Genomic DNA, 15,096 nt, shown 5'->3' with positions numbered 1-15,096 from the left:
TATAAGAACAAAATACTTTAGATTTATTTGATTGGCTTTGGAGAACGGTTCATAAGTAAGTGAATTTCGATAATGTTGGGGATTTTTCTTGAATGAGTGAACATCAAAAATGCCAAAACTGTGTCATCTGGTTAAAGAAGATGGAAAACCGCAGGATAGAAATGAACTTAGATAAAAGTTCTATGTATGAATAAGCATAGTCATCCTATACAGAAGGAGATTGGGGAAAACCAGTCCTCTTTATTTTCTATATTGATAACTGTGTAGGATATTTGTGAAACCGCAATCGTTTTACGATTAAGAGGGATTTCCAATTAAGCCTTACTCTAGCATCGTGGATATTCTTCGCAAATTAATCATCTATTTCAATGAATCCTTGTATGGTAGGGCATAAAACGGCCTGATCCTTTATATGAATTCTTTGCATGTAACTTGCTAACTATGACAATTCATCTTTTGGTTAGGAGAGAAGATCCGCTCTTTTTATTACCTTCCCCATAACACGATTAAGCAACTACTGGAGCACTTAAAATCATTATTTACTGAAAACTTTTAAATATTTCCGATTTGTTGTAAGCGTTTCCTTGTGGTTTTATAATCTTTATATTCGATAGACGTTTTCTATCATAAACCCGACAAAATTCTATGGTAATTAATTCCTTGTGTTGAGTAGAATAAAAAAATTAATAATATCTAAATCTTTCTTATCCCTTGCCATATAAGGGTTTGAACGCAATTATCAATAGGGGTAAACCCCATGTGAAAACGATTTCGAGAAAGTGTTGCATATTGGATTGTGGCATGCTAGTATACTAGTATATCGAAGCTAAAAGGAGGTTAGTAATCAAATTTAGTAAAACGAGGATAAATTTTTTTTAGTTTTATTGCTCAATATTTCACAAAGTCAAAAAGACTATCTATTTGATTACATTTCATTTGCGAATAAAAACCAACTTGATAGTGGAGATTATAAAAATTAGAGGTGAAACATAATGAGACAATTCGGTCTTAGAGACAAAATGGGCTATTTGTTCGGGGATTTTGGAAACGATTTCTTCTTCATGCTCGTGGCAAGTTATTTGATGGTATTCTATACGGATGTTTATCATCTTAATCCTTTGGCAGTCGGCGGATTGTTCGCGATTGCACGATTATGGGATGCATTTGCTGATGTGGCTTGGGGTCGTTTTATTGACACAAGAAAAGCTGGAGTTCATGGTAAATTTAGACCGTGGATCTTTAGAATGTCCTTTCCGTTAGTCATCACAGGTGTATTAATGTTTGTTTATATTCCAGGGATGTCTAATGGATTCTATCTAGCATATGCCTATGTAAGTTATATTTTATGGGGAACATTATACAGTACTGTAAATATTCCTTATGGCTCAATGGCTTCTGTTATGACAGCTGATCCTGTAGAGCGTACTGCTTTATCTTCTTGGAGAACAGTGGGATCACAAATGGCAGGACTAGTCATTAACGTTTTAGGGCCAATCATTTTGTTTGTTGATAACGAAGCATCAGCAAACCGCTTCTTATTAGCTGCTGTTATTTTCGGTATTTTAGCGATTGCTTGTTACATGGGATGTTATCATTTAACAGTAGAACGTGTTACTCTTGCTGATAAAGATGATCAGCCTAAAGTGAAAACAAGTGAGACAATAAAAGGTATCATTAAAAACAAACCTTTACTTTGGTTCCTTGTCGCTTCATTAACATTCATGGTTATTATCATGTTTATCGGAGCGGTAAATGTTTACTTATTTAAAGATTACTTTGGAAATACGAAAGGCCTAAGTATTGTTGGGTTCTTACAATCCGCAGCCGTGTTTGCAATGGCGCCATTCATCCTTAAGCTGGTTAAGAAATTCGGTAAAAAAGAAGTGGCATCTTTTGGTGTATTAGTTGGTGCTGCTGCCTATGCTCTTTTATATGTATTCTCAGACTTAAGTATGACATCATTCATTGCTATCTTAACAGTTGCAATGCTTGGTTACGGTACATTTAACCTTGTTATTTGGGCATTCGTTACAGATGTTATCGATTACCACGAATATTTAACAGGTTTACGTGAAGATGGAACAATTTATTCGATCTATTCAATGGCTCGTAAAATTGGACAAGCTGTTGCAGGTGGTCTTGGCGGTGCAGCGATTGCAGCTGTCGGCTACAACGCAGAATTAACAGTACAAACAACAGGAACTCTAAATGGAATTCATATGTTGGCAACATTAGTACCTGCAATTGTACTTGGGCTCGTGTTCTTAGTCCTAATGTTCCTTTATCCGTTAAATAAAAAACGTTCAGAACAATTGGCAGTAGATTTAGCTGAAAACAGAAAGAAACAAACGGCTTAATTATATACGAATCATATCGAAAAAGATTATTAACTGACTCAGAGACAAAATCTCTTTTTAAGGCATATTTTATGAAAAGGGATTTTGTCTCATTTTTATTAGTATATAGGTATATTCAAAAGAATTTTACGATAATATTGGGTGTAATATTCAGGTAGTATTAGCTGTCGATTTTGCTGGCAATATGAAATCGTTGTCCTATTGTATTCGATCTTTTTGACATTTTATTGAACCATGGCAGATTGCCGTGATATGATGAAAGAATACATGATCGATAATAGAGGGAGTGAGCACAATGGTGAAAGTGTCGCCAAAGCTTCCGGGAGAGAATAATAAAGATTATGCCTATAGGGTGATAAAGGATTCTATTATGTCTTTAGAGTTAGAGCCTGGACAGGCAATAAGTGAAGTTGAGCTAGCAGAGGCCTTAAGCTTATCTCGTACTCCAGTTCGAGAAGTTCTAGCTAAATTACGCGAAGAGCACTTGATTGAAGTGATTCCGCAAGTGGGTACATATATATCCAAAATAAACCTTCAGCTCATTAAGGAAGCTTCTTTCATGAGATATATTTTGGAAAAAGAGGTACTTAAACTGGCTTGCGAATCTTTTCCAGATATAGCATTGTATGATTTGAAGAAAAATGTAGCTCTTCAAAAAGGCTTGCTTGGACAAAGTGGTAAAGAAGCCGATTTCCATATGCTTGATAAAGAGTTTCACCGTATCATTTTTAAGGCAAATAAGAAGGAACATATCTGGGAAGCCATTACGAGAATAAGTACTCACTATAACCGCATGAGGCTTTTATCGGAAATTGAGCATAATTTTAGTGAGGCTATTAAGCAGCATGAAACCATCATTGATATTCTTGAACATAAAAGATGTGACCAAGTAGAGGATGTTGTGAATCTTCATATTATTGAAGCTACTAGGCTTTGGGATGATCTATATAAAGAGGGAAGCCCTTATATCCATTACTTTGATTCTATTGAAGGTGAGTCCGCAACTTCGTAGGATAATGGCAAAAAGATACGGATTTATTATATGTAACAAATAAAAAACACCTATCATTTCAACTCGATTTTGGCATAGCCGAATTGAAATGATAGGTGTTTTTTGCATGGGCGAATGAGAAGTAAGGCATTTCACTTAGCAGAACCTAATCTGCATTTAGGATGATATTGAGCCCTAAATAGCTAATCCCCGATGGCAATTTGGTTTATTTATTCAGGATAACCAATATATCGCTGAGATAGAAGCATAGGGGAATTCAAGAGAGAAAAACCCTCTACTATACGCGCTTTTTTTACTTGAAATGCCAGTAAGCACATGCTAGTATACAAGTATACAAGGCGATGCTTCTTATAAAGCCGAATGGTTAAGGATTCATTCTCTTTTTAAAAACGAGGCATTAGTAAAGAATAGTGTCGATAACGAAATGAGGCAATATTGGAAGAAGCAGCGCATTTCGAAGGAATTGTTTGCAACTGGTGATGGACGATTCCTCACCAAAGAAATGGAAGAGGTGGATGTTATGTTGCAAAAACATCAAATTTTAAGCGATATACATGACGGCTATTTAGTAGCGGTTATCCGCGGAAAAAATAAAGAAGATGCAGTAGAAATATCAAAACAGGCATTCCAAGGCGGTATTCGATCTCTAGAAATCACTTTCTCAACCCCTGGTGCAGAGGATGCCATTGCTGAGCTAGTACAAATGGGGAACCCTAATATGGTTGTTGGAGCAGGAACTGTCCTTGATGGGGAAACAGCCCGTATCGCGATTATGAAAGGTGCGCGTTACATTGTAAGCCCTCACTTTAACAGCGATATTGCCGAAGTATGCAACCGCTATGCGATTCCATATCTACCTGGATGCGGGTCTGTAACAGAGATCATGCAGGCGCTGGAATCCGGCGTAGATGTTGTGAAGCTATTCCCAGGAAGCTTGATGGGACCAGGATTCTTAAAGGATGTGAAGGGTCCGATTCCTCATGTTGAGCTTATGCCATCAGGCGGTGTCAGCATTGACAACCTTGATCAATGGGTCAATAATGGCGCATTTGCAGTCGGTATCGGAAGTGCTCTGACAAAAGGGGTTAAAGACGGTGATTACAGCTCCGTTCAAGAAGTTGCACGTCAATTCGTTAACAAGCTGGCTTCTGTAAAAGCTGAATAATAAGGTTCGGCTGCATCGCTTAGAACGGCGGGGCGGCCAGCCTAGTTGAATGCCAATAGAGGAGGGATTCTGTTTGACTTCGTTTATTCATGAAAACTTTATGTTAAACAATGAAACAGCCGTCCGGTTGTATCACACATATGCAAAAGATATGCCAATCTATGATTATCATTGCCATCTATCCCCAAAGGATATCGCGGAGAATCGTAAATTCAATAATATTACCGAGCTATGGCTTGAAGGCGATCATTACAAATGGAGAGCCATGCGAGCGCACGGGGTTGGTGAAGAATATATCACAGGCGATGCGGATCCAAAGGAGAAATTTGCTGCTTGGGCGAAAACGGTCCCTCATACAATTGGGAATGCCTTGTATCATTGGACTCATATTGAGCTGAAGAAATACTTTGGTATTGAAGAGCTATTGAATGAGCATACATGGGAAGACATATGGAATCGTTGCAATGAATTGCTGCAGCAGGATGAATATTCTGTACAAGCTCTTATCAAACGGTCAAATGTTAAAGTAATCGGGACAACAGATGAACCGACTGATGACTTGAAATATCATCAGCAAATCGCTGAGCTTCCTGATTTCCCGGTGAAGGTATTGCCATCCTTCCGACCCGATAAAGGGTTAGAGATCAATAAGGCAACATTCGTTCCTTTTGTAGAAACACTTGAGAAGGTAACTGGAAAATCATTAGAAACGTATGAGGCCTTTGAGCAGGCATTACTAGAGAGAGTTCAATACTTCCATGAAAGCGGTTGTCGAGTATCAGACCATGGGGTGTCTGAGATTCCATACGCTGAGTTTGAAGAAAGTGAACTGAACGGTATTTATGAAGCGGGGCGCAGCGGTAAAGCTGTAAGCCTGGAAGATGAGAATAAATTTAAAACAGCCCTATTAATGAGTTTGGCAAAGGCCTACAAAGAGCGCGGCTGGGCTATGCAAATTCACTTTGGGGCAATCCGGAACAACAATACAAAAATGTTCCGCAAGCTTGGACCTGATGCAGGCTTTGATTCCATCAGCGACCAAGGGGAAGTGGCAGCACCATTAAATGCCCTTCTCGATGCGATGGAGCTGAATGATTCCTTGCCTAGAACGATTCTATATAACTTGAACCCAATTTATAACGAATTGATTGGCACTACGATTCAAAACTTCCAAGTCAATGAGGAAGGAATCGCAGGCAGAATTCAATTCGGTTCTGGATGGTGGTTCAATGACACAAAACCAGGCATGATCCGCCAATTAACGGCGCTTGCTGACCAAGGGCTATTAAGCCACTTCGTCGGAATGCTGACAGATTCACGCAGCTTTATCTCTTACAGCAGACATGAATACTTCCGCCGAATTCTATGTAACCTAGTTGGTCAATGGGTGGAAGCAGGGGAAATTCCAAATGATCAAGAAATGCTGAAAAACCTAATAGAAGGCATTTGTTATAACAACGCGAGAAACTACTTCGTAATCGAAGTAGTTTGACCTAGAGGAGGAACTTAATTATGGAAATGAGTTTTCGTTGGTATGGAAAGACAGATACAATTCCGCTTGAATATATTCGCCAAATTCCAGGCATGAAGGGAATTGTAACAGCTATTTATGATATCCCGGTTGGTGAAGCTTGGCCGATGGATAAAATCGAGGAATTGAAAAAGACTGTAGAAGATGCAGGTCTTCATATCTCTGTTATCGAGAGTGTACCGGTTCATGAAGATATCAAAATCGGTTTGCCAACTCGTGACAAATATATCGAGAACTATAAAACAACTCTACGTAACCTTGGAAAAGCTGGCATTCCAGTTGTATGCTACAACTTCATGCCAATCTTTGACTGGACACGTACTGACTTAGAATACCGTCTTCCAGATGGTTCTACAGCTCTTATCTTCGAAGAAGAAGTAGCGAAGAAAATGGATCCATTAACAGGTGAACTTTCTTTACCAGGCTGGGATTCTAGCTATAAGAAAGAAGACCTTCAACAATTATTCGATCACTACAAAAACGTGGATCATGAAAAACTTTGGGAAAACCTTGAGTACTTCATTAAAGAAATCATCCCAGTTGCAGAAGAAGCTGGCGTGAAAATGGCCATCCATCCGGATGATCCTCCATTCGATATCTTTGGATTACCACGTATCATCACAAACAAAGAAAACTTGGAAAGATTCGTTAACTTATATGACAGCCCTTATAACGGCTTGACAATGTGCAGCGGTTCCCTTGGTTCACATCCTGAGAACGATTTCCCTGAAATGCTTCGTTACTTCGGTAAAAAAGACCGCGTAAACTTTGTACATGCTCGTAACGTTAAATTAACTGGCGGAATGTCATTTGAAGAAAGTGCTCACCCATCTGAGTACGGTTCCGTTGATATGTATGAAGTGATTAAAGCGATGGCAGACTTCAATTACACAGGCCCAATCCGTCCTGACCACGGAAGAATGATCTGGGGCGAAACAGGAAAACCAGGCTACGGCTTATATGATCGTGCACTAGGTGCAACATACTTACATGGTCTATGGGAAGCAGAACAAAAAAACAGAAAATAATTGATGCGTTATATTAAAGGAGGATACGGACATGGCAGTTCCATTCAAAATGGATTTAACAGGTAAAGTTGCAGCTGTAACTGGCGGCGGCGGTGTATTAGGTTCTTATTTCGCAAAAGCTTTGGCAGAATGCGGAGCAAAAGTAGCGGTTATGGACCTTATGCAAGAAGCAGCAGATAAGGTTGCTGCTGAAATTAATGCGGCTGGCGGAACAGCAATCGGTGTTGCTGCTAACGTATTAGATAAGGAAGCTCTTGAAGCTGCAAGAGAAATCGTGAATAAAGAACTTGGAACAGTGGATATTCTTGTCAACAATGCTGGCGGAAACAATCCAAAAGGTACAACAGATGATGAGTTCTACAATGCAGAAGCTGTAAAGAACAATCCAGAAATGAAAACATTCTTTGATTTAGACCCTAAAGGAGTTAGCTTCGTATTCGACCTTAACTTCTTAGGTACTCTTCTTCCTTCTCAAGTCTTCGCACAAGATATGATCGGGAAAAAAGGTGCAAACATCATTAACATCTCTTCTATGAATGCTTACACACCTTTAACAAAAATCCCTGCATACAGCGGAGCGAAAGCAGCAATCAGTAACTTCACACAATGGTGTGCAACTTACTTTGCGAAAGCTGGCATTCGTGTTAATGCGATTGCACCAGGATTCCTTGTTACAAAACAAAATGAAAAATTATTGTTCAATGAAGATGGCACTCCATCTGCTAGAGCAGGAAAAATCCTTAACAGCACTCCAATGGAACGCTTCGGTGAGCCAGAAGAATTAGTTGGCGGATTGTTATACCTAGCGAGTGAAGAGGCAGCAAGCTTCGTAACTGGCGTCGTTATTCCAATCGATGGCGGATTCTCTTCTTACTCTGGCGTTTAATCTAATCAGATTCTTATGCTGAATGAAAGGTTGTTAATCTAATTTATTGGATTAGCAACCTTTATTTTCAAATGGCAAAAAACAAACCCAATGATAAAGAGGTTTTTATTCATGAAAGATACGATTCAAGAATTTCAAAAGACGAAAAACTTTTTAGTTTGTGTTGACTCTGATGGCTGTGCCATGGATACGATGGGGGTAAAACACGAGGAAGCTTTTGGGCCACGCGCAGTTGACGTTTGGGAGCTTCATTCTATTAAAGATTACTTCCTTAAAGTATGGAATGATATCAATCTTTACACAAGAACAAGAGGAATTAACCGCTTTAAAGGGGTTGTCGCTACATTTGAAGCGTTAGAAAAAGAAGGTATTGAAATGCCTGATATCTCTTCCTTTAAAAAGTGGACTGAAACAACAAATGAGCTTTCCAATCCTTCACTTGAAAGAGCCATTGCTGAAACGAATGATGAGCAATTAAAGAAGGCTTTAGAATGGAGCCATGCGGTTAACCGTACCATTGAGGAAGAACTCGCAGGTAATGATAAACCTGTTGAAGGCGCTAAAGCTGGATTGGAAACGGCTAATAATGTGGCAGACGTAGCGATTGTTTCATCAGCTAACGGCGCAGCTGTACTTGATGAATGGACAAGACATGAACTTTCTGTACATGTTGATGTCATGCTTGGTCAAGAGGCTGGTACGAAAGCCTATTGCATCGAGCAATTGAAGAAATTCGGCTATGAGAATACACATGTATTGATGATTGGAGATGCTCCTGGAGACTTATCTGCTGCAGAAGTAAATGACGTTCTTTATTACCCGATTCTTGTTGGGAAAGAGAAGTTCTCATGGGATCGTTTCAGAGATGAAGCATTAGCAAAATTCCTAGATGGAAGCTTTGCGGGTGATTATCAGCAGCAGCTGATCAAGGAATTTAACGATAACTTGAAGTAAGGTTTGGAGGAAATACGGATGATTCAAAAGATTGCTAAAAACATTCCGATGCCCAAAGTTGATTTAAAGGCAAAGCCTTATAATCTTTCTGATGAAGATATCAAATGGGTGAAAGATACGATTGCTGGAATGACTGTCGAAGAGAAAATCGGCCAGTTATTCATTAACTTGTTCTTCTTCGGAGATGATAAATTCAGCGGAAATGAGTTCACCAACAAAGAACTTCTTGAAAAGTATCATATTGGTGGAGCTCGTTACATGGGCGCTACATCTGATAAAGTACAAGCGCTTATCAACGACCTGCAAAAGGATTCCAAAATTCCATTGCTCGTAGCGGCGAACTGTGATGCTGGCGGTAATGGTGCGGTTAACGACGGCACTTATGTGGCATCTGCTGCTATGTGTGAAGCTTCCGGTGATGAACAAGTATCTTTTGACGCGGGTTATGTCAGCGGACGTGAAGCGCATGCAGTCGGTGTTAACTGGAACTTTGACCCATGTGTTGATATTTTGAAAAACTGGAGAAATACCATCGTTAACACGCGTGCATATGGTACAAATGCTGAAACCGTAATTAAGCACACAAATTCATACATTAAAGGGCTGACAGAAAGTAATGTAGGAGTATGCATCAAGCACTGGCCTGGCGATGGTACAGAGGAACGCGACCAGCACTTAGTTATGGGCGTGAATGAACTATCTGTTGATGAATGGGAAAAATCCTTTGGTGAAGTATACCGCAACCATATTGAAAATGGGGTACATTCCATCATGGCCGGTCATATCGCTTTACCGGAATATCAAAAAGCATTGGTGCCTGAGCTAGAAGACCGTGATATTCTACCAGCTACATTAGCACCGGAATTAATCAATGGCCTCCTAAAAGGCAAATTAGGCTTCAACGGCTTGGTACTGACAGATGCTTCTCACATGCTTGGAATGACGGCAGCTATGAGACGTGAAGAATATGTACCGCAATCCATTGCAGCCGGCTGTGATATGTTCTTGTTCTTCAATGATATTGATGAAGACTATAACTTCATGTTGAATGGTTACAAAAACGGCATCATCACAGAAGAACGTCTTCAAGATGCTTTAGAAAGAATCTTGGGCTTCAAAGCGACACTTGGCTTGCACAAAGCACAACAAGACGGTTCGATCTTCCGTGATGAAGAAGATTTAAAAGTTATTGGCTGTGAGGACCATATTGAACGTGCTAAACAAGCAGCTGACAAAGGAATTACGCTTGTTAAAAACACATTGGATCAGCTGCCAATTCGCCCAGAAACACATAAACGTATTCGTCTGTATTTCTTAGAAGGAGAAAAGGGCGGCATTTATGAAGGCGATGACAAAACGCTTACCTATATTGTGAAAGAGCTAGAAAGCAGAGGCTTTGAAGTAACCGTTAACGAAGGTAACACGCGTATTAAAGGCGCTACATTGAAATATCGTGAAGAAGTAGATGCAGCCCTAGTATTCGCTAATGTAGTTGGTTATGGTGCAGAAAATAACTACCGCATCAGATGGAAAGCAGCTATGGCGAACGAAATCCCTTGGTATGTACATGAAGTGCCAACTGTTTTCGTATCACTTAACTTTACAACACACTTAACCGATGTCCCTATGGTTAAAGCCTATATCAACGCATATAAAGATACAGACATCACGATTAAAGCGGTTATCGACAAAATTATGGGTGAATCCGACTTCAAAGGAACACCAAATGAAAACGTCTGGTGCAATAAGTGGGATACTAGACTATAAAATGATATTTAAGCAGGCGGAGAAACCAACTTGATTGGTGGACCGCCTGCTTTTTTTTAGTTGATAGGAATTCGATGGCTAGCAGGCTTTAAGAGTGAAAAGCAGCTTTACCAATATAAAGGGCTGACCTGAAGCCATCATAAACCTCCTTTAAAAAGTCATTTACCTAATTCCATTGACCTTGAATCACATACAACACATCTTTAGGATACTCAAATAATACGGAGGAAATGGCTAATAGGGTTTATTTATTGTGAATGCAGCATTTCTTTACGACTTATTGTGCCAAGAAGGAATGAATCATATTTATAGGTTTGTCTAAAAAAATAGACAACAAATCTCTGCTTATCTTAAAAATTATACACAACCAAAAAATGAACTTAAAAAATCTAATTTCCATTTGCATTCCTAGAAAAAAATTTTAATGTCCTATTTAAGGGAACACCAATCATGCCAAAGGCCAGTAGATTGAAAGAAAATAATCGCACAGAATATACAGGGAGAAAGGAAGGCTATATATTCAACCGATTCATTTTATTGTAGAGCGTAGCCCTGGAGATACCTAATTTTTTTGCGAGCTTGTTTTTGTTGCCGTGGACCTGCTGCAATTGCTCTAAGATCAGCTTTCTTTCAAAGGCGTCCAATTTTGCTTGAAAGGGGGAGTTAGGTTCTTCTTCAATTGTAGAAAGGGCAGTTTGTGCATGCCTTAGGATTGAGTTCGGAAGATGCTCTTTTTTGATTTCACCATCGATAGAGAAGATAACTAGGCGTTCGATTGTATTTCTCAGCTCTCTTATGTTGCCAGGCCAGTCATAGTTTAATAATGCTTGAAAGACATCATCAGGGAAATGTTTGATGTGCTGATGATGGGTCACAGAGAATTCATGTAAAAAGGTCTGAATTAGTTCGAATAGATCTTCTTTTCGTTTGCGCAGCGGAGGGATATCAAGGGAGATGACCTGCAGCCTATAATAGAGATCCTTACGGAATGTGCCTTCCTCTATCATCCTCTCAAGGTTTTGGTTGGTTGCAGCAATAATTCTGCAATTGACACTCCATGTTTTCGTTCCGCCTACTTGATAATACGTCTTCTCCTCAATAACACGGAGCAGCTTCACCTGCATGTCTAATGAGATTTCGCCAATTTCATCGAGGAGTAATGTGCCTCCGTTGGCCAATTCGAATTTTCCCTTTTTGCCTTTAGGGTTGGACCCTGAAAATGCGCCTCCTTCATAGCCGAATAATTCACTCTCAAATAAGGATGGCGGTATAGCTCCGCAGTTGATGGCAATAAAGGGACCGTGCCTTTCCTCACTGCAGTCGTGAATAGCTTTGGAGAATACCTCCTTGCCGACACCACTTTCGCCTGTGAGTAAGACAGGAGTTCTTGTGGTGCTGACCTTTTTAACCATTTCAATCATATTTTTAATAGATTGGCTGCGGCTTACGATATGGATAAAAGGGTCCTCTGAAGGGGTTAGCTTTGATACTTTATTTTGTAAATCAATGAGTTTGCTAGACATATGGATGAGTTCCTGTTGTAAGAGAATTTGAGAGGTAATATCGGTTTCTGCAGAAACGGCACCGATAATGCGATCTTTATGGATAACCGGATTTGAATTAATGAGAACAAATATATGTTCCCTTGGCTGATGCTGAATTCGGTAAACGGACTCTCCGGTTCGGAGGGTTTTTAATGATTGGAGCATTTCCAATGCAAAGAAATCAGTGGCGGGTTTTCCGATTATCTCTTCCCTGGGAATGTTGAAGATATATTCTGCAGAGGAGGTCCAGGCAATCATTTTTTCTTCGTGATTGATGATGGATATAGCATTGTCAGTTGTTTCGAGGATCGTTTCATAGTAAGCATATAGGTGTTGATAGGTTTCAAAAATTTTCTCTAACAGATCACCGCTTTTTACGTATCCAATGACGGTGTTTTTATCCTCGATGAGTACAATTTCATGGTCTGATAAAAGAGGGATGACGATATGTAAGGGTGTATCCTTGCTGATGAGCTGAGTCTTTATCCATGGAAGTCGAGAAGATATAGCTGTTTCAGCTGCATAGCAATGGTTATAATAGAAAAATTCTTCTTGAGGGGACTTTGTCCATAGAATGGGAGGTTTAGTGGATAAGTCACCGATTTCTAGCGCGTTTGATTGCTGCCATTCAAGGAATACAATGTCGGATTTTGTCACGCTTTGAATATTTGGCAAAAGAGTGCTCATAAAGGGCTCACCTATCATTCTTATTTTCTGAATATTTCTAAAATATATAAAGCTATTATACAATCTTCGTCATGCATTGTAAAATTTACCCTTTTAACAAGTTGGCATGATTCTTGCTTGTATATAAAGTGAAACAATCTAGAGAGGAGGGTGGCTGTTTAATCCATTAAGGATTTGCTCATGGAACGGTAAATTTAATCAGGAGGGAAGAAATGGTACGGTACATATCACAAAGAATCATTTATGCATTTTTAACATTTTTTCTTATTGCAACATTCTCTTTTTACCTCATGCAGACTTTGCCCGGTTCGCCATTTAATGATGCGAAATTAAGTCCTGACCAAAGAGAGAGGCTTTATGAAAAGTATGGCTTAGATGAACCAGTTTCCTATCAGTATTTTAAATATATGACGAATATTTTCAAAGGAGATCTAGGAGTATCATTTCAATTTGATGGACGCCCTGTCATGAATATATTTGCGGAACGGCTTGGTCCTTCAGCACAGCTTGGTATCCAGGCCTTAGTGCTGGGGACCATTGTAGGCATTGTCATCGGAATTATTGCCGCTTTAAGGCATAATTCCTTTATCGATTATGGCGTGATGATCTTATCGGTCGCAGGAATTGCTATTCCATCCTTTGTTTTTGCCGGATTCCTGCAATATTGGATTGGCGTGAAGTTAAATTGGCTTCCTGTCGCCATGTGGAATGGGTTCGAGTATACGATTTTGCCGACACTAACCTTGGCCGTATCGATTGTTGCCGTCATAGCCAGATATATGAGGACAGAAATGCTTGAGGTTATCAATCAAGATTATTTGTTGACTGCTGAAGCAAAGGGGCTGTCAGGGTGGGCGATTGTCATTCGTCATTGTATTCGTAATGCCATTATCCCCGTTATTACGATATTAGGTCCTTTATTAGTCAGTTTAATGACAGGTTCATTAGTCATTGAAAAAATCTTTGGCATTCCCGGAATTGGGGAACAATTTGTTAAATCGATCATGACCAATGATTACCCTGTCATCATGGGGACTACCTTGCTATATAGCGCATTATTCATTATCGCAACGCTCATTGTCGATATTCTATATGGACTAATCGATCCAAGAATTCGCTTAATGGATGGAGGGAAATGATGGAGCCAAACACTATTGTGCCTAAAAAATTATTCAAGGTGGCAGAAAATAGGCCTGTCATGTATGATCAGCTATCAGCAGAGAATACATCTTATTGGAGCGGAGTTGGGAGAAGGTTCAAACAAAATAAAGTGGCCTTAACGGGTTTCATCATTCTGTTACTTCTGCTTTTCTTAGCCATATTGGGTCCATATTTTAATGAACATGGATATGATGATCAAGATATAAGCAGGGCTAATCTGCCTCCAAAAATTTCACTGCTCGAGTCGGTTTCATGGCTGCCCTTTGATGGGGTTGATACTCGAGGAGTTGACCAATATGAACAAAAGAACATAACGACAAATTTCTGGTTTGGCACCGATGAGCTAGGAAGGGATATATGGACAAGAGTATGGGAGGGAACGAGAGTATCCCTATATATTGCCTTGTTGGCAACCCTCATTGACATAATCATTGGCATCTCCTATGGAAGTATTTCTGCTTATTATGGCGGTAGGGTTGATAATATCATGCAACGGATCATTGAAATTTTAATTGGTATTCCACAGCTCATTATTATCATCATGCTGATTCTTGTTTTGAAGCCGGGCATCATTACGTTAACGATTGCGATGGGCCTTGCCGGGTGGACCGGCATGGCAAGGATTGTCCGCGGGAACATGTTGAAATTAAAAGAGCAAGAGTTTGTTTTGGCATCACGAACACTTGGGGCAAAGGATAGACGGCTGATTTTTCGGAATTTACTGCCGAATACACTAGGTCCAATTATTATAACGGTTTCCTTCTCTATACCTGGAGCAGTGTTCTCAGAAGCCTTTTTAAGCTTTATCGGACTGGGACTTCAGCCGCCGACAGCCTCTTTAGGAACCATTGTGAATGATGGCTTTAAATATATGAGAATTTATCCACACCAAATGGTTATTTCTTCTGTTGTAATCAGCTTGATTATGATTAGTTTCAATTTAATTGGCGATGGTCTGCGCGACGCGCTTGACCCTAGGTCGCGAAAAAGATAAAAGAGGTGGA

At 39.7% G+C, this 15,096-nt stretch carries 11 protein-coding genes; 10 read left to right on the top strand and 1 reads right to left on the bottom strand.

All coding sequences use genetic code 11. The features are described from left to right. Positions 1–992 precede the first annotated feature (992 nt). The 8 genes from ACY8DX_RS21055 (at position 993) to ACY8DX_RS21020 (ending at position 10,700) form a co-directional block, all read left to right on the top strand. Positions 993–2,357 carry an MFS transporter gene (locus ACY8DX_RS21055; protein ID WP_049672677.1) on the top strand — a complete coding sequence of 455 codons (1,365 nt, stop codon included), beginning with the start codon at positions 993–995 and terminating at the stop codon, positions 2,355–2,357. Positions 2,358–2,652: 295 nt separating this feature from the next. After that, entirely contained in the window at positions 2,653–3,369 is a 717-nt protein-coding gene (locus ACY8DX_RS21050; protein ID WP_439802314.1) for a GntR family transcriptional regulator, read from the top strand. Positions 3,370–3,892: 523 nt separating this feature from the next. Next, positions 3,893–4,534 carry a bifunctional 2-keto-4-hydroxyglutarate aldolase/2-keto-3-deoxy-6-phosphogluconate aldolase gene (locus ACY8DX_RS21045; RefSeq protein ID WP_082197290.1) on the top strand — a complete coding sequence of 214 codons (642 nt, stop codon included), beginning with the start codon at positions 3,893–3,895 and terminating at the stop codon, positions 4,532–4,534. Positions 4,535–4,607: 73 nt separating this feature from the next. Further along, positions 4,608–6,026, top strand: coding sequence for a glucuronate isomerase (gene uxaC, locus ACY8DX_RS21040; protein WP_156185675.1), 1,419 nt, complete (start codon positions 4,608–4,610; stop codon positions 6,024–6,026). Positions 6,027–6,046: 20 nt separating this feature from the next. Then, the gene (gene uxuA, locus ACY8DX_RS21035) at positions 6,047–7,093 is read left to right on the top strand and encodes a mannonate dehydratase (RefSeq protein WP_049672680.1); all 1,047 of its coding nucleotides are present in this window, start codon (positions 6,047–6,049) and stop codon (positions 7,091–7,093) included. 31 nt (positions 7,094–7,124) lie between these two features. Beyond that, positions 7,125–7,979 carry an SDR family oxidoreductase gene (locus ACY8DX_RS21030; RefSeq protein ID WP_049672681.1) on the top strand — a complete coding sequence of 285 codons (855 nt, stop codon included), beginning with the start codon at positions 7,125–7,127 and terminating at the stop codon, positions 7,977–7,979. A gap of 111 nt (positions 7,980–8,090) precedes the next feature. After that, entirely contained in the window at positions 8,091–8,933 is an 843-nt protein-coding gene (locus ACY8DX_RS21025) for an HAD family hydrolase (RefSeq protein ID WP_462406015.1), read from the top strand. A gap of 48 nt (positions 8,934–8,981) precedes the next feature. Next, complete coding sequence (locus ACY8DX_RS21020; RefSeq protein ID WP_049673095.1) at positions 8,982–10,700, top strand: glycoside hydrolase family 3 protein; 1,719 nt, start codon at positions 8,982–8,984, stop codon at positions 10,698–10,700. A gap of 512 nt (positions 10,701–11,212) precedes the next feature. On the opposite strand, the gene ACY8DX_RS21015 is transcribed toward ACY8DX_RS21020, so the two are convergent. Beyond that, positions 11,213–12,931, bottom strand: coding sequence for a sigma-54 interaction domain-containing protein (locus ACY8DX_RS21015; RefSeq protein WP_462406014.1), 1,719 nt, complete (start codon positions 12,929–12,931; stop codon positions 11,213–11,215). A 212-nt stretch (positions 12,932–13,143) separates the two neighbouring features. On the opposite strand from ACY8DX_RS21015, the gene opp3b reads away from it, so the two are divergent. After that, positions 13,144–14,070, top strand: a complete 927-nt coding sequence (gene opp3b / locus ACY8DX_RS21010; protein WP_462406013.1) for an oligopeptide ABC transporter permease — start codon at positions 13,144–13,146, stop codon at positions 14,068–14,070. After that, positions 14,067–15,086, top strand: a complete 1,020-nt coding sequence (gene opp3C / locus ACY8DX_RS21005; protein ID WP_049672685.1) for an oligopeptide ABC transporter permease — start codon at positions 14,067–14,069, stop codon at positions 15,084–15,086. Before opp3b ends, opp3C begins: the two co-directional genes overlap by 4 nt. Positions 15,087–15,096: the final 10 nt, after the last annotated feature.

The organism is Gracilibacillus sp. Marseille-QA3620 (genome assembly GCF_054950035.1).
The sequence above is the reverse complement of the archived record's forward strand: the minus strand, read 5'-3'. Positions and strand labels throughout refer to the sequence as shown.